This is a genomic window from Flavobacterium crassostreae, assembly GCF_001831475.1.
GTDB classification, from domain to species: Bacteria; Bacteroidota; Bacteroidia; order Flavobacteriales; family Flavobacteriaceae; genus Flavobacterium; species Flavobacterium crassostreae.
In genome coordinates, this window is the sequence record NZ_CP017688.1 from 230,124 (window position 1) to 248,439 (window position 18,316).

Consider the following 18,316-nt stretch of genomic DNA (forward strand, 5'->3'; position numbering starts at 1 on the left):
ATGGAAAAAGAAAATAGCAACTTATTACAAAAAGCAATAATCAATAAAAATTTATTTGATTTTGCATTAGGCAACGGCGAATATTATTTGACTGATAGAGAGTACGGTACACATTGGACTTTAGGCATTTGGTTATATCACATTATTCCATGTTTAGAAAAAAACGAAGGAATAAATGAAATAAATGATATGTTTGAACAATTGATTAATACTACTACACCAAAAAGCATAGCAACAAATGACAGTTTGTTAATGCATACCTATACTTATGTAAGTTTACTTCAAAGTGGTAGAATAAAAAACAAAGTTATCAAAGACGCAACTATAATTGAGGCAATAGAAAAGTTATCAACTTATTTTGAATTTTTAAAAACAGCTGACTCGCATAAGTACGAAGAAGATATTTATATTTTTAATTTACTCAAAAATAGATTTCACGAAATAAAACCCCAATAATATGCAACAGATTAAAAAAATGTTTTTTATACTCTTATTGCTATTCATAAATAGTATTAGTGCGCAATGTTGGTTTAAAGAATTGCTGATAGAAACTAATTCTAATGCTAAATTAAGTGCTTATTTTAAAAACGCATCAAAAGAAGAGTTCAACGCTTATAAAACACTCCAAACGAATGGCAGCAAATACATAAAAACCAACCCAACATATATAGAGAAATTCTCGAAACTAAGCCCAGAAAATCAAGCTAAAATTGCCCTATTTAACGATGATAAAGTAGGTTCTACACTTACTAAGTTTTTAGACGATTGTGATACAGATTTTTTAATCTATATCAACAACCCTGAAAATCTGATACAAGTAAAAGGATTTCTTGCTCATAAAACTGGAATGCTCTCAACAGAAGAAAGTGAAAAATTAGCTGAAATGCTTCGAAGGCTAGATGAGATTCCAAGCGATAAAGCTAGAAAGTGGCTAGATTATGGTGCAAATCAAGCAGTATTTAAAACAAACCGAGAAGCTGGAACTGCCTTTGGTAATTTAATAAAAACGCAACTGTCTGATGCAAATTCTGAAGCTTATACAACATTAGCTAAGCATTTAAATGATTTAAACCCAAAGATCAATTTAGATGAATATTCTATATATTCGCAAGTACAGTTATGTTTAACCAAAAATTGCATTGATAAAGGCCAATTTTGGATTCCTGATTTTATGTTAGTTAAAGTAAGTCAAGACGGATTAGGGAAAGACTTTCTCGAAACCATCATAATTGACTCAAAACTATCGGGCTCTACTGGTTGGACACCCAACCAAAATACAGCAAAAAAAATGGATGGATGGAGTATCAAAGCAATAGGAAATGAGGCTTTAATTAAAGGGAGTAGAATTGAAGACTTTGACGTAAAAAGTTCAATAACTAAAAACGGTGATTTTATAAAATTGTATAGTGAAAGTGGAATTTTAAAAACTAAATAATCATGAAATTTAACGAACAAATATTTAACATCTTTAAGTCTTTTTTTGCAGAAAAAGGATATCCAGATTCAAAATATTACGAACATAATGGTGCTTTAGACTATTACAGAAAAGACAAAAACAATATTCATTGGATTACCATTACCCTTGATATAACAAAAAAAGCTTTTGTCGATGTATATGGTCAAATATCATTTTTGGAAGTAACAAATATTCTTCAAAAATTCATTGAAATTAGAACAAATCCTTTTGAAAAAATAGTTGTTAATTATTATTTATATGAAAATAGAGAAAAATGGACGGATGTATGGAAAGCATTAAAAGCAGCTTCACCATTAAAAACCAAAGAAGACATTGAAATTTTTAAACAAAACATCTCCAACCACGTAGACAACTACATAGTACCCTTTTTCGAAAAAATCCCCAATTTACAAGCAGTAAATGATGAGATTTTGAATAGGGTGCCACAATCTTTGTATACAAAATATATTCCTGGAGAAACTCATTTTAAAGTTTTAATTATAATGAAACTTTGTAATAATTTAAAATATGACGATTTTAAAATTTGGGTAATTAATACGTACACTAATGCTTATAAAGCAGATCCGAACAAGTATGGCAAAGATTACGAAACCTTAAAAGCATTGTTAGCATATCTAGATAGTGGAGAGTATAAGAAAGATTTAGTTTGATATCAAAGCAATTGGAAATGAAGCTTTGATTAAAGGTAATGATGTTAATGGATTCCCCCCGCTACCGCACGAATCCTTTCGTGTGGTTCATGAAGTTGAACACTAACATAATTTTAAAACTAAACTTCCTATATTTACTTCAACCTTAAAACAACAACTATGAGTAGAAATTATAAGTTTTATAATCCGGAGGGTTTGTATTTTATAAGTTTTGCTGTTGTAGGTTGGTTGGATGTATTTACTCGTAATGAGTACAAAGATTTATTTCTTGAAAGTCTAGCATTTTGTCAAAAGAACAAAGGATTAGAAATTCACGCTTGGTGTATAATGAGTAATCATGTGCATTTAGTTTTTAGAAGTATAAACGATCAAAATCCTGAGTTATTGATTGGAGATTTAAAGCGATTTACTAGTCGATCGATTGTAAAAAGTATTCAAGAAAATCCAAGGGAGAGTAGAAAAGAATTCTTGCTGGATTTTTTTCAAAAAGAAGCCGAGAAAAGTTCCAATGTAAAACACAATCAATTTTGGAGGCACGATAACAAGCCTATCGAATTGTGGAGTAATAAAGTGATTCAGCAAAAGATAGATTATGTGCATAATAATCCTGTAGAGGAAGGTTTAGTTTATAAAGCGGAAGATTATGTTTATAGTAGTGCTATTGATTATTCAGGTGAAAAAGGATTAATAGACGATGTAGTTGTTTTTAGAATGTATGGTATTTAATGATAGCGAACCACACGAAGGGATTCGTGCGGCAGCGGGGGGACCAAATGGTAAATATCTCGAAACGATTATAGTTGACTCAAAACTATCTGGCTCTACTGGTTGGACACCAAACCAAAATGTAGCAAAAAATATGGATGGTTGGAGTATCAAAGCAATAGGAAATGAGGCTTTAATTAAAGGGAGTAGAATTGAAGACTTTGACGTAAAAAGTTCAATAACTAAAAACGGTGATTTTATAAAATTGTATAGTGAAAGTGGAATTTTAAAAACTAAATAATCATGAAATTTAACGAACAAATATTTAACATCTTTAAGTCTTTTTTTGCAGAAAAAGGATATCCAGATTCAAAATATTACGAACATAATGGTGCTTTAGACTATTACAGAAAAGACAAAAACAATATTCATTGGATTACCATTACCCTTGATATAACAAAAAAAGCTTTTGTCGATGTATATGGTCAAATATCATTTTTGGAAGTAACAAATATTCTTCAAAAATTCATTGAAATTAGAACAAATCCTTTTGAAAAAATAGTTGTTAATTATTATTTATATGAAAATAGAGAAAAATGGACGGATATATGGAAAGCATTAAAAGCAGCTTCACCATTAAAAACCAAAGAAGACATTGAAATTTTTAAACAAAACATCTCCAACCACGTAGATACTTACATAGTACCCTTTTTCGAAAAAATACCAGATTTACAAGCCGTAAATGATGAGATTTTGAATAAATTATCTTTTGAAGAATACCCAAATTTTATATCTGGAAATTGTACTTTAAAAGTTTTGATTATAATGAAGCTTTGTCAAAATACAAAATATGAAGATTACAAACAATCCAAAGACAAAGACTATAAAATGTATGTAAATCAAAATCCCTCAATGTGGCAATCGTCGTACGATGCTTTTCTTTCACTTACAGAATATTTAGATAGCGGAGAGTATAAAAAGATTTAGTTTGATATTCCCCGCTACCGCACGAATCCTTCCGTGTGGTTCGTCAATAAAAACAACAAGCATCAATCACATAATAAAAAAACAATAGTGAATCCATTTTGAGAGCAACATTTAGTATAAAAATAAAGTTAGTCGTGCTATTCCTAGCCATGACAACTGTAGGTTTTTCTCAAAATGTAGATTTAGAGAATATAGGCGGTTTTATAGGTAGAGGCAAACCCTTAAAAATAAGTGGTGCAGTGTCTGCCAATAGCATTTTTTATGATTCCAATCAAAGCAGCGGTAGAGCACCATTTACGTATTATTTGCAAGGGAGTCTTAATGTTAGTTTTATGGCATTGAGTATGCCGGTGAGCTACAGCTATTCAAACCAAGGTGCGAATCTGGATTATCAAGTGCCCTACAAATTTAATCGCTTGAGTTTGCATCCCAAATACAAATGGATACAAGCCCATATAGGTGATGCTAATATGAGTTTTTCGCCTTATACCTTAAGCGGTTATCAGTTTACAGGGGGTGGAGTAGAACTCAGTCCCAAAGGGCATTTTAAAATTGCTGCCATGGCGGGACGTTTACTAAAAGCTACGGAGGATACTGGAGACGAACGCACGGTTCCTGCGTTTTCTCGTTTTGGCTATGGGGCCAAGATCAACTACGAACAAGAAAAATACAGCCTAGGAATTATAGCGTTTTATGCTAAGGATAACATCAATTCCCTGATAGCGGTCCCAGACAACAAAGGAGTCACTCCCAAGGAAAATTTAGTAGTAAGTATTGATGGGTCCTACAAAATAGTAGATAACTTAAAAATAAAAGCAGAGTATGCCTCTACTGCCATCACCCAAGATCTACGTGCAGCACCCACTGCTACTACAGGCACAGGCATAGCTGGAAAATTGTTTAACAATAGAGCCTCAACAGAACATTATGCGGCCTTAAAAGCCGGTTTTGATTACAACTTTAAAGGTTCATCGCTAGGCGTTACTTATGAGCGTATTGATCCAGGTTACACCACCTTAGGCGCTTATTTTTTTAATAATGATTTCGAAAACATCACTTTAAATACCACCACACAATTATTCCAAAATAAATTAAACCTGGCTTTTAATGTAGGTTATCAAAAAGACGATCTTGAAAACCAAAAAGAACAAGGAACACACAGAACGGTAGGCTCGATTAACGCGACATTTAATGCGACTCAAAAATTAATGTTAACCGGTTCCTATTCTAACTTTAGCAGTTACACCAATACTAAAGTCAACCAATTTGATGTGATTAACAATACTAACATCATGGGAACTATCAGCGACCAAATGGATTTTAAACAAATATCACAAAATGCGAATTTGAACGTTAACTATTCGATTTCAAAAAAAGAAACTGTTCAAAAAAACCTAAACATCAACTACTCACTTACAGATGTAGCCAATGCACAAGGCGGCATTGTAAGGATTGGTGATGCTTCTACCTTTCATAACATGAATACCTCGTACACTTTAGGATTTCCTAAAAAAAACACCAATATAACAGCAGCCTTAAACGGAACCGTAAACACGATAGGAAGAGAAAATGCTACCACTTGGGGCCCTACCGTTAACGTAAACAAGAAATTTTTTGACAAAAAACTAAACACTGGACTTTCTAGCTCCTATAATTCCAGTCAAGGGAAATCTGGCTCCACAGCAGTAACTAATTTTAGAGCCAATGCCTCCTACATTTACAAACAAAAACACAATTTCAACCTTAGCGCCATACAATTGTTTCAGTCCTCAGTCAAAACAAACAATCGCAGTTTGACCGTTACTTTTGGCTACAACTACAATTTTGACATTGGAAACATCAAATTTAACTTCGACAGAAAACCCCAAGTTGAAGCAGAAGAAGCAGAAGCAGCACAAAAATTAAAAAATAAAAAAGACAAGATTTTTTCGTTTGCCTATAGAACCCATTTGTTTTCGGGCACTCATGACAGCATTAGTAAAGTCATTACAAACCTGCTAGAAACCCCAGACTTTAAAGGACTAAAGGATGTAGATGGCATTACTACAAAACTTGCACTACTAGAAAAAACCTTGCATCTTGATGAAGAAAAACCCGATAAAGGATATAAAAATACTGCAGTACACTATTTGGACTATTTGTATGAAAACAAAGATTACATTGATTCGTACAACAATTTGGTGTTTAGCAGTTTGAAAATCTTATACAAAGACGCCGCCAGAATCGATATTGCCATGGAAGAAGAATCGATAAAAGCCCATGCTTACGTTAACAACTTACGTGCTAAAGGAAAAACCATTAGCGAAAAAACACTGAAATACCTTGAAGTAAAGGACAAGAAATACAATGCCCACAAATGGATGCAGGAACAAATGAATGATTTGACCTATGGAGATGTCGCGGATGATAAAGGATTATTGAAGGACTTTAAAAAAGCAAATCTTTCAAAAGTATTTGAAATGCTACAAAAAGGAAAAAAACAGACCGAAATAGAAATCTACCTAGAAGTACAACTTGCTGATTTTTATCATAAAAAATCATCCTTATAACACAACAAAAGCTATATTTCAAAAAGAAATGATCTATGAAAAACATAAAGTTAAGAAGATATACTTCTTATAATCTAAGCACGGAAACATCTGCCGAGTTATTCCATGCAGAGATAAAAGCATTTAGAAGCCAATTTAGAAGAGCAAGAAATGTGGAGTTCTTACTTTTTTAGGCTAAATACTATTTATGCTTAATTTTTGCTACTCCACAGGTTTTAGGATTGATCCCAGGTTTTGGGATTGATCCATTTATGTCTTGATCCATTGATCCGTTTTGGGATGATGATTTAAACCCCACAAAAAAAGCCTCAAAAAATACATTTTGAGGCTTTTAGATATTTTATAGGAAGTAAATTGAAATTAACCCACTAAACTAAACAGCAAAGTCAATTTTTTAAAAAAAATATAGATTCTAATCTATTAGAATAGTGTAGCCCGTAGCGGAATCGAACCGCTCTTACATGGATGAAAACCATGCGTCCTAACCGATAGACGAACGGGCCATCATTTTTTTGATTCGGGTGCAAAAGTAACACAATTTTTCAGTTTCACCAAGTCAAAATACAAAAAGTCTCCCGAAATTTTACTTTTTTACTTCCCAGAAATGCTAATCTATTCATAACTAGCTTTTATAGTATCCAAAAAGGCAGCAGGTATTTTTATTTTTCCAAACACCAACTACCACTTTCTGGACTATTTTTAGGTCTTTAAAAAAGGATCGGGCACCAAAACAAGCTACAAATGCATCTTTCGTAACCGCAACGCATTTGCAATTACAGATACCGAACTAAAGCTCATGGCCAAAGCAGCAATCATTGGCGAGAGCAACAACCCAAAAAAAGGATACAAAACTCCGGCAGCAATAGGAATGCCTAACACATTGTAAAAGAACGCAAAAAACAAATTCTGACGAATGTTTTTCATTACTCCATGACTGAGCTTTTTGGCCTTAACTATTCCCTGTAGGTCTCCTTTAACTAAGGTGATTTTGGCACTCTCTATGGCAACATCTGTTCCGGTACCCATAGCGATACCTACATTAGCCTGTGCCAAAGCAGGGGCATCATTAATCCCATCACCTGCCATGGCTACTATTTTGCCCTGAGCCTGTAAGCGTTTAATTTCGTCGCGCTTATCCTCTGGCAAACAACCTGCAATAAAAGAAGTTAACTGCAGCTCATTGGCCACCGATTTTGCGGTGTTTTCGTTGTCTCCTGTAAGCATAATTACCTCTATTCCTTGGCGCATCAACTCTTTGATGGCTGCTGCACTGGTGTTTTTAATGGCATCCGTAATGGCTACATATCCCAAAACTACTTGGTCTACGGCAATATACGAAACTGTTTTACCTAGTTTTTGTTCTGCAATTATTTTTTGCTCTATATCCTCGGACACCAAGGCATGCACTTGTTGCATTAATTTTTTGTTGCCTAATGCTACTTTTTTGTTGGCCACTGTTCCGGTTACTCCTTTTCCTGAAACGGCTTCAAAATCTGCAACATCGGTCAGGCTCAATTTTTTGGCTTGCGCAAAAGCGACTACGGCTTGCGCCAAAGGATGTTCGCTATATTGGTTGAGCGAAGCGATCTTTTGGAGCAAATCTGCCTCTTGGTTGTTGGTTGCAAAAACTTTTTCTACGGATGGCTTCCCCTCAGTAATGGTTCCTGTTTTGTCTGTAATTAAAACATCCACTTGATCCATTACCTCTAAGGCTTCGGCGTTTTTTATTAAAACCCCAGATTGTGCTCCTTTGCCCACGCCTACCATTACAGACATAGGAGTTGCCAATCCTAAAGCGCAAGGACAGGCTATAATTAAAACCGCAACCGCGTTGATAAATCCATAAATTAAAGCATGGGGTTCTGGTCCATATTTTGCCCAAACCAAAAAAGCAAGTACCGAAACTCCTACCACTGTAGGTACAAAATATTTGGCTATTCTGTCGGCCAATTTTTGAATAGGTGCTCTAGAACGGCTGGCGTCTGTAACCATTTGAACAATTTGCGAAAGCAAGGTTTCTGAGCCTATTTTTTGTGCAACCATCACAAAGGATTGGTTGCCATTTATGGTTCCTGCAACCACGCTATCTCCAACTGATTTATCTACAGGGATAGGTTCTCCGGTGACCATAGACGCATCAATGGTGCTTTTGCCTTGAGTGATCTTGCCATCTACCGGAATTTTCTCTCCTGGTTTTACTCGTAACCAATCGCCTTTTTTAATACTCGCAATAGAGACTACCTTGTCTACTCCATCCACAACCAAAGTAGCTTGGGTTGGAGCCAATTTCATTAATTCTTTGATGGCGCCACTGGTTCTGCTATGGGCTCTTGCTTCGAGTAATTGTCCTAACAAAACCAGAGTCAAAATAACGGTGGTTGCTTCAAAATATAACGGAACGGTTCCGGTTTGGGTTTTAAATTCGGCCGGAAAAGCATCCGGAAAAAACAATCCAAAAACACTAAACAAAAATGCTGCTCCAGATCCTATACCAATAAGGGTAAACATATTTAAGTTGGCTGTTAATACGGATTTCCAGGCACGCTCAAAAAACATCCAAGCTGCATAAAAAACAACCGGAAGTGACAATAAAAACTGCACCCAATCCCAGGATTTTATTGGCATAATTTGCACTAAAGGCGTATTGGGCAACATGGTAGTCATGGCAATTATAAAAATAGGCAGGGTAAAAATTAGTGCTATCTTCATTTTGCGCATCAAATCCGTATAGGTTTTATTTTCTTCTGGATTTGTAGGCTTCATGGATACTAAATCCATTCCGCAAACCGGACAGTCTCCTGGTTGGTCATAGACTTTGTCGCCTTCGCAAAACATCGGACAATAGTATTTGCCTGGAGCAATTTTAGAACTAAAATCTGCTTTGGGTTTAGAGGTTTTTGCGGTGCTGCAGCAGGACCCCTGGTTTTCTAAGGGAGCTTCGGATAAAGGAAGCGTTGCTTGGACACTTTGGATAGAATAATCTCCAACTGCAGTTAGAGCGTCTTGAAGCACGGATATAGCGATCGTCTTGCTGCTAGTAATGGTTGCTATTGGCGGATCCAGAGTTACTGTTGCCGTAACGGATGCAAGTGCATTTAAGGCTTTTTCTACTTTGGTCCTACAGCCGTTGCAAGACATTCCTGTGATTGTATAGGTGTGTTTCATTTTTTGGCTATTTAATTTAGAGTACAAATATCTTACAAAACTAGTATTTGCTGTTACACAATTCTGGAAGTTATTTGTATGTTTTACAAAATATCCAAGGATTTTCTGGCAATTTTCTGGTTTTTTTTGAAAAAAGTGGGTGTACTACCCGTTATTTTTTTAAACTGGTTGCTTAAATGAGCCACGTTGCTATAATTTAATTTATGGGCTATTTCACTTAAAGATAACTCCTTATAATCTAGCAATTCTTTTGCTTTTTCTATTTTTTGAACTATGAAATAATGTGCAATGGTTTGGTTTTCTTTATCAGAAAATAATTTGCTTAATGCGCTATAGTCTTGGTTTAAATTGGTAGAAAGATAGGTGGATAGGTTGGTTTTTATATTCTGATCCTGATAGTGCACTAAATCAATAATGGCATTTTTAATTTGTGCAATGGTCTTACTTTGCTCGTCTTCTAATACCCTAAAACCTAGCTGCTGCAAGGCTTGAGATAGTTGTGTTTTTTGTGTTTTTGTTAGCTCGCAAGAAAGAGTGACTTCTCCTAGTTTTATAGCCGTAATTGGTAGGTGCATTTTTTCTAACTCCAATTGTACAGCCCTCTCGCAACGACTACAAACCATGTTTTTTATATAGAGTTTCATTTGCAAAATTATTTTATTGTTTTATTGTTTTTAGACGTTTTAAATAGATTGTAAAGTATAAAAAGCTACCAGATTTACATTTGCATTCCAGCCATAGGATCCGCACCTTTTCTAAATTGGTACTCACTATTAATGGCATAAGCTCCTGTGATGACCACTCTTTTATTTGGATCTAACTGGGTTTTGATCTCTACGGCACCTCCAGATTCTATTCCGGTTTCTACCCGTATTTTTTGATATACCCCATGCTTTTTTTCTACCCATACATAGGTTGCTTTTTGATCTCTAATAAGTGCATCTGCAGGAATAAACACTGCCTTTGAAGACGTATTATAGAGCGTGGCTACGGCTTGCATACCAGGTTTTAAATCCAAACTTGCATTGGGGATTTCTATCCGGATTAAAAGCAATCTAGACTCTGGGTTGATTTCTGGATTAATAAAAGAAATAGCCGCTTTTATGGTTTTAGACGGATAGTCCACAAAAGCAACCACAGCTTTCTGACCCAAATACACGTTACTGACGTAGTTTGCATTTGCCTCTATCTCTAACCACAAAGTGCTGTAATCTACCAATTGAGTTATAGGGGCACCTTCTGGAATATAACTGCCTTGGGTTGCAAATATTTCTGAAACATAGCCGCTATAGTTGCTATAAAAAGTGGTGTAGGATGCAGCGGCAGCAGCCGAAGTTATGCTTTCAATTTGGGCATTTGTCAATCCGTAAAACAACAATTTTTGCTTGGCAGCATACCAGAGCGTTTTTGCATTTTTACCAAAATCTCCTGGCATGGACAACTGCTTGTAGGCCACAAAATAATCTTGTTTTGCAACAGCGATCTCCTCACTGTAGAGTTGGTAAATCGCTTGGTTTTTGGAAATATAATCTCCTTGGGCTTTAAAATACAGTTTTTCTATTCGGCCGCTTGCTCTTGCAGAAATGTTTTTAATTTTTTCGGGATGCACGGCCAAAACCCCCGTATACTTTTTGTCCAAACTCTTTTGGGTTGCAGCAATTTTTTGCAGGCTTATATTGCCTAATTTAATTTGCTGTTCACTGAGTCTAATTTCATTCAAAGCGGAAGTATCTTTTTTCATGGGGGTTAAATCCATTTGACAAATCGGGCATTTGCCTGGTTTATCTTCTTTGACCTGAGGATCCATCGAGCAGGTATAAAAAATATTTTCTTCGGAATGCGTTGCTGTGGGCTGTTGCTTGTTTTTGGTATTACAAGAAACCCCCAAAACCAATACGATCAATAAAAGGCTAATTTGTAGGGTCTTTTTCATAATTATTTTGTTTTTATAAAGCTTTCGCTATCCATTAAATATGCGGCATTTGCAGCCACACTATCGCGCACGGTAATGCCTTGTGTAACTTGTATAAACCCCTTATTTTCTAAGCCTGTTTGTACTGACGTTGCTTTAAAGCCATTCTTTTTTTTGAGAAAGACTATTTTTTGGGTACCCATGCTTCGTATTGCTTGTTTTTGCAACCAAATTGCTTTTACAGAACCGATGGTTACCTCTGCTTGCAAGGGCAAACCAATAGGGAATTTTAGGCTTTTATTGTTTAAATATACCCGAATTCGGTTGGTTTTTTCGTTGGGATTTAATTGGGTTTCTATAAAATTTATTTTAGCATAAATAGAATCTGTTGCGTGTAACTCTGGGCTAATTTTGACCCTTTGATTTAGTTGGACTTGACTGGCGTAGCCCGGAATTATATTAAAAACACCCCAAACTTTATTGGTATTTAATAATTTAAAAACAACTTGGTTTTTGAGGATATAATCCCCTTCTTTTATATCTAATGAGGTAGCGGCTGTTGGCGTATTTTTGGAATATTTTGGTTCCAAAACAGCGGCAGATTGTACGATTCCGTCTGCGGGACTGTATATGGATAGCACTGGGTGGGCTCTCTTGGTTGTTGCCAAAGATTGGATTTGACCATTCGGCATTCCGTAGAGCACTAATTGTTGTTTTGCTGCTTGTATCATCGTACCATTAGTGGGATCATTAGTAATCAAATACAGGTAATTTTGTTGTGCTGTTAGGAGTTCTGGACTATACAAATCAAACAATTTTTGGCCTTTGGCTATTTTTTGAAATCGATAATACACATACATTTTTTCAATCCTACCGCCAATTTTAGCAGCTATCGTTACGGCAGAATTTGGGTCATAAGCTACTAATCCGGGAAGTTTTATGGTGTTGCCTATTGCGGTATCTTTGGCTGTAGTGCTCTGAAAATCCCCCACTACAAAGGCATCTGTTGGTTGTAACAAATGCGTTATTGCATGGGATTGTGTGGGTTCTTTATGGGCTGTTTGGAGCACCAAATCCATGCCGCATTTGGGACAAACACCAGGTTGGGGGCTAAAAACCGAATCTTGTGGCATCGGACATGTGTAGCTCAATTGGTGATTTTGGCTGGAAAACAAGGAGGTATTATTTGCTTTGGCTGCCAAATAATAAACTCCAAGGGCACTGACAGCACTAACTAAAAACACCAAAGTATATTTTATATTTTTTTTCATAAATTATTGGTTTCCAATTGTTTTTCAATTTCTACTTGGGTACTCAAAATGGCCTGCAATGTATCTAAACTATCTGTTTGTGCACTATTTAAGGACTCCCAGGCATCTAGCACCGCAAACAAGGCTCCAGTGTTATTTTGCCAAGAGATCATTGCGGTGTCGTAATTTTTTTTGAGGGCTGGTATGGTCTTATTTTGAGCAATGTCATACTGTTTTTTAAGGCTTGTTACTTCCTTTTTTAGTCCCAAAAGCAACCCTCTAGTTTCGTTCAAAATCTGTTGCTTTTGCCATTCTAGACTTTGGTTTTTTATTTGTATACTCGCAATAGTAGCCTTATTTATTTTGGTTGACCAAGGCATTGGTATGGTTATCATTCCCATTAAGGAAAATTGTTGTGGACCATCTCCAAAGGCAAACATATGGTCGTATTTTAGTCCAAATTCCGGAAGCAGTTTGGATTTTTCTATTTCGGTTTTTAAGTGGTTTATTACTTTCATTTTTTTTATTGCTTGTATGTCGCTACGGTTTTGAGCTAATGTTACCGTATCGGCTGGCAAAAAGTTGAAATCTTTGAAAACATAATTGGTATCTATTGTAAAATTGGTTCTTATGTCTGTTGCCATCAAGGTATGGAGCAGGATTTTTTTTTGCGAAAGCGAGTTTTCTAACCCAATTATTACGCTCTCTAATGCGCCTACTTGTGATTTGGCTTTATAATATGTAGGCAAACTCCCCAGGGTGTATTGGTAGCGAATTTCCATGCTTTGGATCCAATATTCCAAAAGCAGCAAATTATCTTTGGCTATTTTTATTTTTTTACCCAATACCAATCCTTGGTAGTAATTGGTTTTGGCTAAGGCATACAACTGGTTGGCGGTATGTTTTTTATTTTCTTTCTCTACAGATGCCACGGCCATTAGATAGTTGGCATCTGCTTTGAGCCTAGAACTGTTAGGTATCATTTGGGTAACCCCAACCATATAGGCTCCCATTGCGGGATTCATTGGATTTGCTTTCCACATTTGGGTGTTGTAGGGTGTCATAAAAAACCCCGTACTTAGTTGTGGTGCCATCCAAGTTTTGGCTCCTCGGACAGCTGCATTGCTGCTTTGGATCTCCGCATCGTGTATTTGTAATTGCGGATTATTGTTCTGGATGGTTTTCCAAATAGAATCTAGGGTAAGGATTTGTGCTTTTGCAGGTATACCGATCCAAATCAAACCGCATATAACCAAATATTTTTTAATGTTTTGCATGGATAATTTCTATTTTGCCGTTGGTTTTTAATTCTCTGAGTTTACTCATTTCAAAAACAACTGGCGTTACTAATAATACATAAATAGTAGAGGTAATAGTCCCTCCTATTAAAGGTATCGTGATTGGGATCATGACATCTGCTCCTGTTCCGGTAGACCATAAAATAGGAACCAACCCAAATAAAGCCACCGAAACGGTCATCAATTTAGGACGCAACCTTTTGGCAGAACCAGATATAATATATTCTCGTATTATGTCTTCTGTAAGGGTTTGGCTACTATTGCCGTGTTTGGCTACCATTTGGACCATGGCTTCGTTGAGGTAAATGGTGATTAACATTGCGGTTTCAATAGCTAGCCCAAATAAGGCTATAAACCCTACTGCTACTGCCACAGATAAATTAATACCGTAAAAATATACCATAAAAATTCCGCCTACTAAAGCAAATGGCACTGTTATCATGGTTATAAATGCTTCTTTGAGGGATCCGTAGGTAAAGTACAAAATCATGAAAATTATTAGTATTACCAAGGGCATGATCCAAAGCAAGGTTTGGTTGGCTCTAATTTGGTTTTCCCACTGTCCGCTCCATTCTAGATAATATCCTTTGGGCAATTTGTGCAGCATGGCGTTTAGTTTATCCTGGGCTTCTTTTACGGTGCTGCCCAAATCCCGATCTCTGACATTAAATAACACACTGCCTCTGAGCATGGCATTTTCACTATTTAGCATCGCTGGACCATCGCTAATGGTAATATCGGCTACGGTTTCTAAGGGTATGGGACCAAAATCTGTGGTTTGTATTTGTAGTTTTTTTAGCCCTTCTATACTGTTTCTAAATTCTTGAGCGTATCGTGCGTTAACCGAAAAACGTTGTCTACCGGCTATTGTGGTAGTCAAAACCATACCGCCTATTGCGGTTTGTACCACATTGTTTACGGCATCAATACTGAGCCCGTAACGGCCTATAACTTCTCTTTTGGCAATAATATCAATGTATTTGCCGCCTGTAATGGGTTCTGCAAAAAGATCTTTGACTCCAGAGGTTCCCTCCAACGTTGCTTTTATTTTTTGAGAAAGTACAGCAATTGTATCTAGATTGGCTCCATAAATTTTTATGCCTACATCGGTTCTAACTCCGGTTGCCAGCATGTTGATCCGGTTTATAATAGGCTGGGTAAAACCATTGGTTACTCCCGGGATTTGTAGTTTGTTATTGATCTCTGTTATAATATCCTTTTTGGTTTTTCCTTCTCTCCATTGGGCGTGTGGTTTTAACAAAACAATGGTTTCGATCATGCTAATTGGGCTATTGTCTGTTGCCGTATTGGCTCTACCTGCTTTTCCTAAAACATGTTCTACCTCCGGAATGGATTGGATTAATTTATCCTGAACTTGTAGTATTCTTTTGATTTCAGAATTGGAAATATCGGGCAAGGTAACAGGCATAAACAAGATAGAACCTTCGTCTAGTGGCGGCATAAACTCCGAACCCAACTGCGTAAAGAGTAGTCCTCCAATCAATAAGGCAATACTATTTACTGCCAACACGGATTTACGCCATTTTAGACAAAAAGTCAAAACAGGAGTGTACAGGCGTTCCATTCTTTTATTAATAGGATTTTTGTTTTCTGGGCGCAATTTGCCTTTTAACAAAAAACTAATTAAAACAGGGGTTAAGGTAATGGCTAAAAAGGCATCTACTATGAGGATAAATGATTTAGTCCATGCCAAGGGACTAAAGAGCTTTCCTTCTATACCGGTTAATAAAAATACTGGCAAAAAAGAAGCAATCACGATCAAGGTGGAATAAAACACTCCTGGCCCAACCAACTTGGAGGACTTTTCGATGAGTTGTATCCTTTCTTTGGAAGACAACGGATCGTTTTGTTTTTGGGTTATTTTTTGAATTAATTTTTTCATTGTCTACTTATTGATTTGTATCCAGTTCTTGTTGTCTTTCTGAAATACTCCGGTAGGCATTTTCTACCATTACAATTCCGTCATCTACCACCACTCCTATTGCCAAGGCGATACCGGTTAAGGACATAATGTTAGACGATATTCCAAACGCTTGTAATAAAACAAATCCTATTGCTACCGAAATAGGCAATTGTATCAAAATAATAAGAGCACTACGCCCATGAAAAAGAAACAACAAAACAATAAGAGAAACCACAAGCATCTCTTCTAGCAGGGTGCCCTTAACGGATGCTATTGCTTTTTCTATCAATTCGCTTCGGTCATAAGAGGTTTTAAAGCGTACTCCTTCGGGCAACCCTTTTTGAATTTCTTGCATCTTTTGTTGGACTCCTTGAATTACTTTATTGGCATTTTCGCCGGAGCGCATCACTACAATACCTCCTACAACTTCGCCTTTGCCGTCCGCATCAAAAATACCTAAACGCAAATCTCCTCCCATTTGTACAGATCCAATATCGCGTACTTTTACCGGAACCGAATTGTAATTTTTAAGGGCAATTTCTTCAATGTCTGTGCTGTTTTGTAGGTATCCTAACCCTCTAATGATATAGGATCTGTCACTCATTTCAAACTTCCGACCTCCTACATCGTTATTGTTGGCTTGCACGGCCTTCATTACTTGGTCCATACTAACGTTGTAGTATTGCATTTTTAAAGGATCTAAAACTAGCTGGTATTGTTTTTCAAAACCACCAAAGGAAGCTACCTCAGCAACTCCCGGAACAGTTTGTAGTGCAAATTTTATGTACCAATCTTGCAGTGCGCGCTGCTCGCCCAAATCCATAGTGTTCGTCTCTAAATGGTACCAAAAAATATGGCCCACTCCTGTACCATCTGGTCCGAGTGTAGGTACTGCGTTTTGAGGCAATAATCTTTGGGCAAAATTTAGTCGCTCTACTACCCGAGTTCTAGCCCAGTAGGGATCTACTGCATCCTCAAAAATGACATAAACAAAACTCATTCCGAACATGGACGACGCACGGATGTTTTTGACCTTGGGGATGCCCTGCAAGTTAGAAACCAAAGGATAGGTGACCTGGTCTTCTATCAACTGTGGACTTCTGCCCATCCATTCTGTAAATACAATTACCTGATTTTCGGACAAATCCGGAATGGCATCGATAGGGTTTTGTTGCACACTGTATATCCCCCAACCAAACAAAAAGGTAGCAACCAGCAAAACAAACATTCTGTTTTTTAAGGAAAATGATATTAATTTTTCAACCATGATAGCGTATGTTAAACAAATATTTTTGTGTTAAATGCAGGACTATTGTTTTATAATTCTTGCTGTATGCTTCCGCATGTTAGCATTTCGGATCCATAATACGGATTTTGGATGTCTTGGGTTTCGCTTATCCAATACCCGCTTTTTCCTTGATCATACATCGGACAATAAACATGGTAAAGCTTTTGAGACGTTGGAAACATTTGGATCAAAAGATACATTTGCTTGCTTAGGTCTGCAAAATTTTTTCTCTGAAGTGCAATTGCATCTCCATTGGCTAGTAGTTGTTCTGTAGCTGCTACAGCTGCTTTGGACAGTGTAGTATAGGATTGTTGGTGTTCTGCTTCTATTTTATTTGGATTGGCATTTTTAAAAGCAAGCTGTAGTGCTTGGGCGGCTTGGCTTGCTCCTTGAGCATCCTCTTGTGTAAGCTTGTTTTTGAGAACCAAGTAAGAAGCTACTATATCTGCAATAGAAAAAGACGACACACGCTTTGCTAGAGCTGTAGTTTCGGTTTTTTTTACGGAAGTAGTGCGTGTGGCAGTATCTTTGCAAGAAGACATACTTATAATTACGGATAATACCACAACGGCGGTAATCCCTGTTTTTTGAATTGATTTCATAGGATAAAATTTTTAAAATTGAAATACACGCAAACGAACCAAAATACGAGTAGTAATTGGTGGATGGCAGTGATAATGGATGGAATTGTTTTACTGAAAATTTGACGCACTAAGGGCTATCAAAAAAAGAATTTAGCCTATTTTAGGAATAAGCCAGATAGAAACATATCCTTTTAGGGGAAAGGATACGGATTGGTAAAATTGGTGTTTTGTGGTCGCAAAATTAAAAACTGGCTTTTTTAACTCCAAAGGCAAAGCAGCTACAATTGCTATATTTAGTACTGGTACACTACATAAAGCGCCACCACATTTGCCCGAACAACCTTTGGTGGGCTTGTTTTGAGAAGTAGTTGTTTTTTGGCAGCAACTTTTTGTGTCTTTGGTAGCTGCCATTTCTTTATTACAAGAATTCTTTTTGTTAGAGTTGGTTCCACAGGCCAATACCGATGCTGGCATCAAAAAGAGGCCGATCAAAAGGATTAGTATAATGGAATTTTTTTTCATTTATA

16 protein-coding genes and 1 tRNA gene are annotated in these 18,316 nt (G+C 36.6%); 7 read left to right on the forward strand and 10 right to left on the reverse strand.

Features of this window, described 5'->3' with window-relative positions; all coding sequences use genetic code 11:
- The 7 genes from LB076_RS01040 (at position 1) to LB076_RS01070 (ending at position 6,368) form a co-directional block, all read left to right on the forward strand.
- Positions 1-456, forward strand: a complete 456-nt coding sequence (locus LB076_RS01040; RefSeq protein ID WP_066336094.1) for a hypothetical protein — start codon at positions 1-3, stop codon at positions 454-456.
- A gap of 1 nt (position 457) precedes the next feature.
- A complete protein-coding gene (locus tag LB076_RS01045; protein ID WP_066336091.1) occupies positions 458-1,435 on the forward strand; it encodes a hypothetical protein in 978 nt (325 codons plus the stop codon).
- Between the two features lie 2 nt (positions 1,436-1,437).
- Entirely contained in the window at positions 1,438-2,127 is a 690-nt protein-coding gene (locus tag LB076_RS01050) for a hypothetical protein (RefSeq protein ID WP_066336090.1), read from the forward strand.
- A gap of 159 nt (positions 2,128-2,286) precedes the next feature.
- A complete protein-coding gene (locus tag LB076_RS01055; protein ID WP_066336081.1) occupies positions 2,287-2,853 on the forward strand; it encodes an REP-associated tyrosine transposase in 567 nt (188 codons plus the stop codon).
- Positions 2,843-3,133 carry a hypothetical protein gene (locus tag LB076_RS01060; RefSeq protein WP_066336075.1) on the forward strand — a complete coding sequence of 97 codons (291 nt, stop codon included), beginning with the start codon at positions 2,843-2,845 and terminating at the stop codon, positions 3,131-3,133. The genes LB076_RS01055 and LB076_RS01060 overlap by 11 nt, the downstream gene beginning before the upstream one ends.
- A gap of 2 nt (positions 3,134-3,135) precedes the next feature.
- Positions 3,136-3,819 carry a hypothetical protein gene (locus tag LB076_RS01065; RefSeq protein WP_066336073.1) on the forward strand — a complete coding sequence of 228 codons (684 nt, stop codon included), beginning with the start codon at positions 3,136-3,138 and terminating at the stop codon, positions 3,817-3,819.
- Positions 3,820-3,953: 134 nt separating this feature from the next.
- Positions 3,954-6,368 (forward strand): outer membrane beta-barrel family protein, encoded by a 2,415-nt coding sequence (locus tag LB076_RS01070; protein WP_232505665.1) that lies wholly within the window; start codon positions 3,954-3,956, stop codon positions 6,366-6,368.
- A gap of 431 nt (positions 6,369-6,799) precedes the next feature.
- Here the strand turns inward: LB076_RS01070 and LB076_RS01075 are convergent.
- From LB076_RS01075 to LB076_RS01120, 10 genes are all read right to left on the reverse strand, one after another.
- Positions 6,800-6,871: transfer RNA gene (locus LB076_RS01075), tRNA-Glu, on the reverse strand.
- 232 nt (positions 6,872-7,103) lie between these two features.
- The gene (locus LB076_RS01080) at positions 7,104-9,533 is read right to left on the reverse strand and encodes a heavy metal translocating P-type ATPase (RefSeq protein ID WP_066336071.1); all 2,430 of its coding nucleotides are present in this window, start codon (positions 9,531-9,533) and stop codon (positions 7,104-7,106) included.
- Between the two features lie 83 nt (positions 9,534-9,616).
- Positions 9,617-10,177 carry a helix-turn-helix transcriptional regulator gene (locus LB076_RS01085; protein ID WP_066336060.1) on the reverse strand — a complete coding sequence of 187 codons (561 nt, stop codon included), beginning with the start codon at positions 10,175-10,177 and terminating at the stop codon, positions 9,617-9,619.
- 74 nt (positions 10,178-10,251) lie between these two features.
- Positions 10,252-11,466 carry an efflux RND transporter periplasmic adaptor subunit gene (locus LB076_RS01090; RefSeq protein WP_066336057.1) on the reverse strand — a complete coding sequence of 405 codons (1,215 nt, stop codon included), beginning with the start codon at positions 11,464-11,466 and terminating at the stop codon, positions 10,252-10,254.
- Positions 11,467-11,468: 2 nt separating this feature from the next.
- The gene (locus LB076_RS01095) at positions 11,469-12,716 is read right to left on the reverse strand and encodes a heavy metal-binding domain-containing protein (RefSeq protein ID WP_066336054.1); all 1,248 of its coding nucleotides are present in this window, start codon (positions 12,714-12,716) and stop codon (positions 11,469-11,471) included.
- A complete protein-coding gene (locus LB076_RS01100; protein ID WP_066336050.1) occupies positions 12,713-13,972 on the reverse strand; it encodes a TolC family protein in 1,260 nt (419 codons plus the stop codon). The genes LB076_RS01095 and LB076_RS01100 overlap by 4 nt, the downstream gene beginning before the upstream one ends.
- The gene (locus LB076_RS14105; protein WP_066336048.1) at positions 13,959-15,896 is read right to left on the reverse strand and encodes an efflux RND transporter permease subunit; all 1,938 of its coding nucleotides are present in this window, start codon (positions 15,894-15,896) and stop codon (positions 13,959-13,961) included. The genes LB076_RS01100 and LB076_RS14105 overlap by 14 nt, the downstream gene beginning before the upstream one ends.
- A gap of 7 nt (positions 15,897-15,903) precedes the next feature.
- Positions 15,904-17,184 carry an efflux RND transporter permease subunit gene (locus LB076_RS14110; RefSeq protein ID WP_066336046.1) on the reverse strand — a complete coding sequence of 427 codons (1,281 nt, stop codon included), beginning with the start codon at positions 17,182-17,184 and terminating at the stop codon, positions 15,904-15,906.
- A gap of 50 nt (positions 17,185-17,234) precedes the next feature.
- Entirely contained in the window at positions 17,235-17,807 is a 573-nt protein-coding gene (locus LB076_RS01115; RefSeq protein ID WP_066336039.1) for a DUF3347 domain-containing protein, read from the reverse strand.
- 132 nt (positions 17,808-17,939) lie between these two features.
- Positions 17,940-18,311 (reverse strand): hypothetical protein, encoded by a 372-nt coding sequence (locus tag LB076_RS01120; protein WP_066336037.1) that lies wholly within the window; start codon positions 18,309-18,311, stop codon positions 17,940-17,942.
- Between the last annotated feature and the right edge of the window lie 5 nt (positions 18,312-18,316).

Bases quoted from the DNA above. Each gene is read 5' to 3' on its own strand.
- LB076_RS01040 (WP_066336094.1), top strand. From the start codon at position 1: ATGGAAAAAGAAAATAGCAACTTATTACAAAAAGCAATAATCAATAAA.
- LB076_RS01045 (WP_066336091.1), top strand. From the start codon at position 458: ATGCAACAGATTAAAAAAATGTTTTTTATACTCTTATTGCTATTCATA.
- LB076_RS01050 (WP_066336090.1), top strand. From the start codon at position 1,438: ATGAAATTTAACGAACAAATATTTAACATCTTTAAGTCTTTTTTTGCA.
- LB076_RS01055 (WP_066336081.1), top strand. From the start codon at position 2,287: ATGAGTAGAAATTATAAGTTTTATAATCCGGAGGGTTTGTATTTTATA.
- LB076_RS01060 (WP_066336075.1), top strand. From the start codon at position 2,843: ATGGTATTTAATGATAGCGAACCACACGAAGGGATTCGTGCGGCAGCG.
- LB076_RS01065 (WP_066336073.1), top strand. From the start codon at position 3,136: ATGAAATTTAACGAACAAATATTTAACATCTTTAAGTCTTTTTTTGCA.
- LB076_RS01080 (WP_066336071.1), bottom strand. From the start codon at position 9,533: ATGAAACACACCTATACAATCACAGGAATGTCTTGCAACGGCTGTAGG.
- LB076_RS01085 (WP_066336060.1), bottom strand. From the start codon at position 10,177: ATGAAACTCTATATAAAAAACATGGTTTGTAGTCGTTGCGAGAGGGCT.
- LB076_RS01090 (WP_066336057.1), bottom strand. From the start codon at position 11,466: ATGAAAAAGACCCTACAAATTAGCCTTTTATTGATCGTATTGGTTTTG.
- LB076_RS01095 (WP_066336054.1), bottom strand. From the start codon at position 12,716: ATGAAAAAAAATATAAAATATACTTTGGTGTTTTTAGTTAGTGCTGTC.
- LB076_RS01100 (WP_066336050.1), bottom strand. From the start codon at position 13,972: ATGCAAAACATTAAAAAATATTTGGTTATATGCGGTTTGATTTGGATC.
- LB076_RS14105 (WP_066336048.1), bottom strand. From the start codon at position 15,896: ATGAAAAAATTAATTCAAAAAATAACCCAAAAACAAAACGATCCGTTG.
- LB076_RS14110 (WP_066336046.1), bottom strand. From the start codon at position 17,184: ATGGTTGAAAAATTAATATCATTTTCCTTAAAAAACAGAATGTTTGTT.
- LB076_RS01115 (WP_066336039.1), bottom strand. From the start codon at position 17,807: ATGAAATCAATTCAAAAAACAGGGATTACCGCCGTTGTGGTATTATCC.
- LB076_RS01120 (WP_066336037.1), bottom strand. From the start codon at position 18,311: ATGAAAAAAAATTCCATTATACTAATCCTTTTGATCGGCCTCTTTTTG.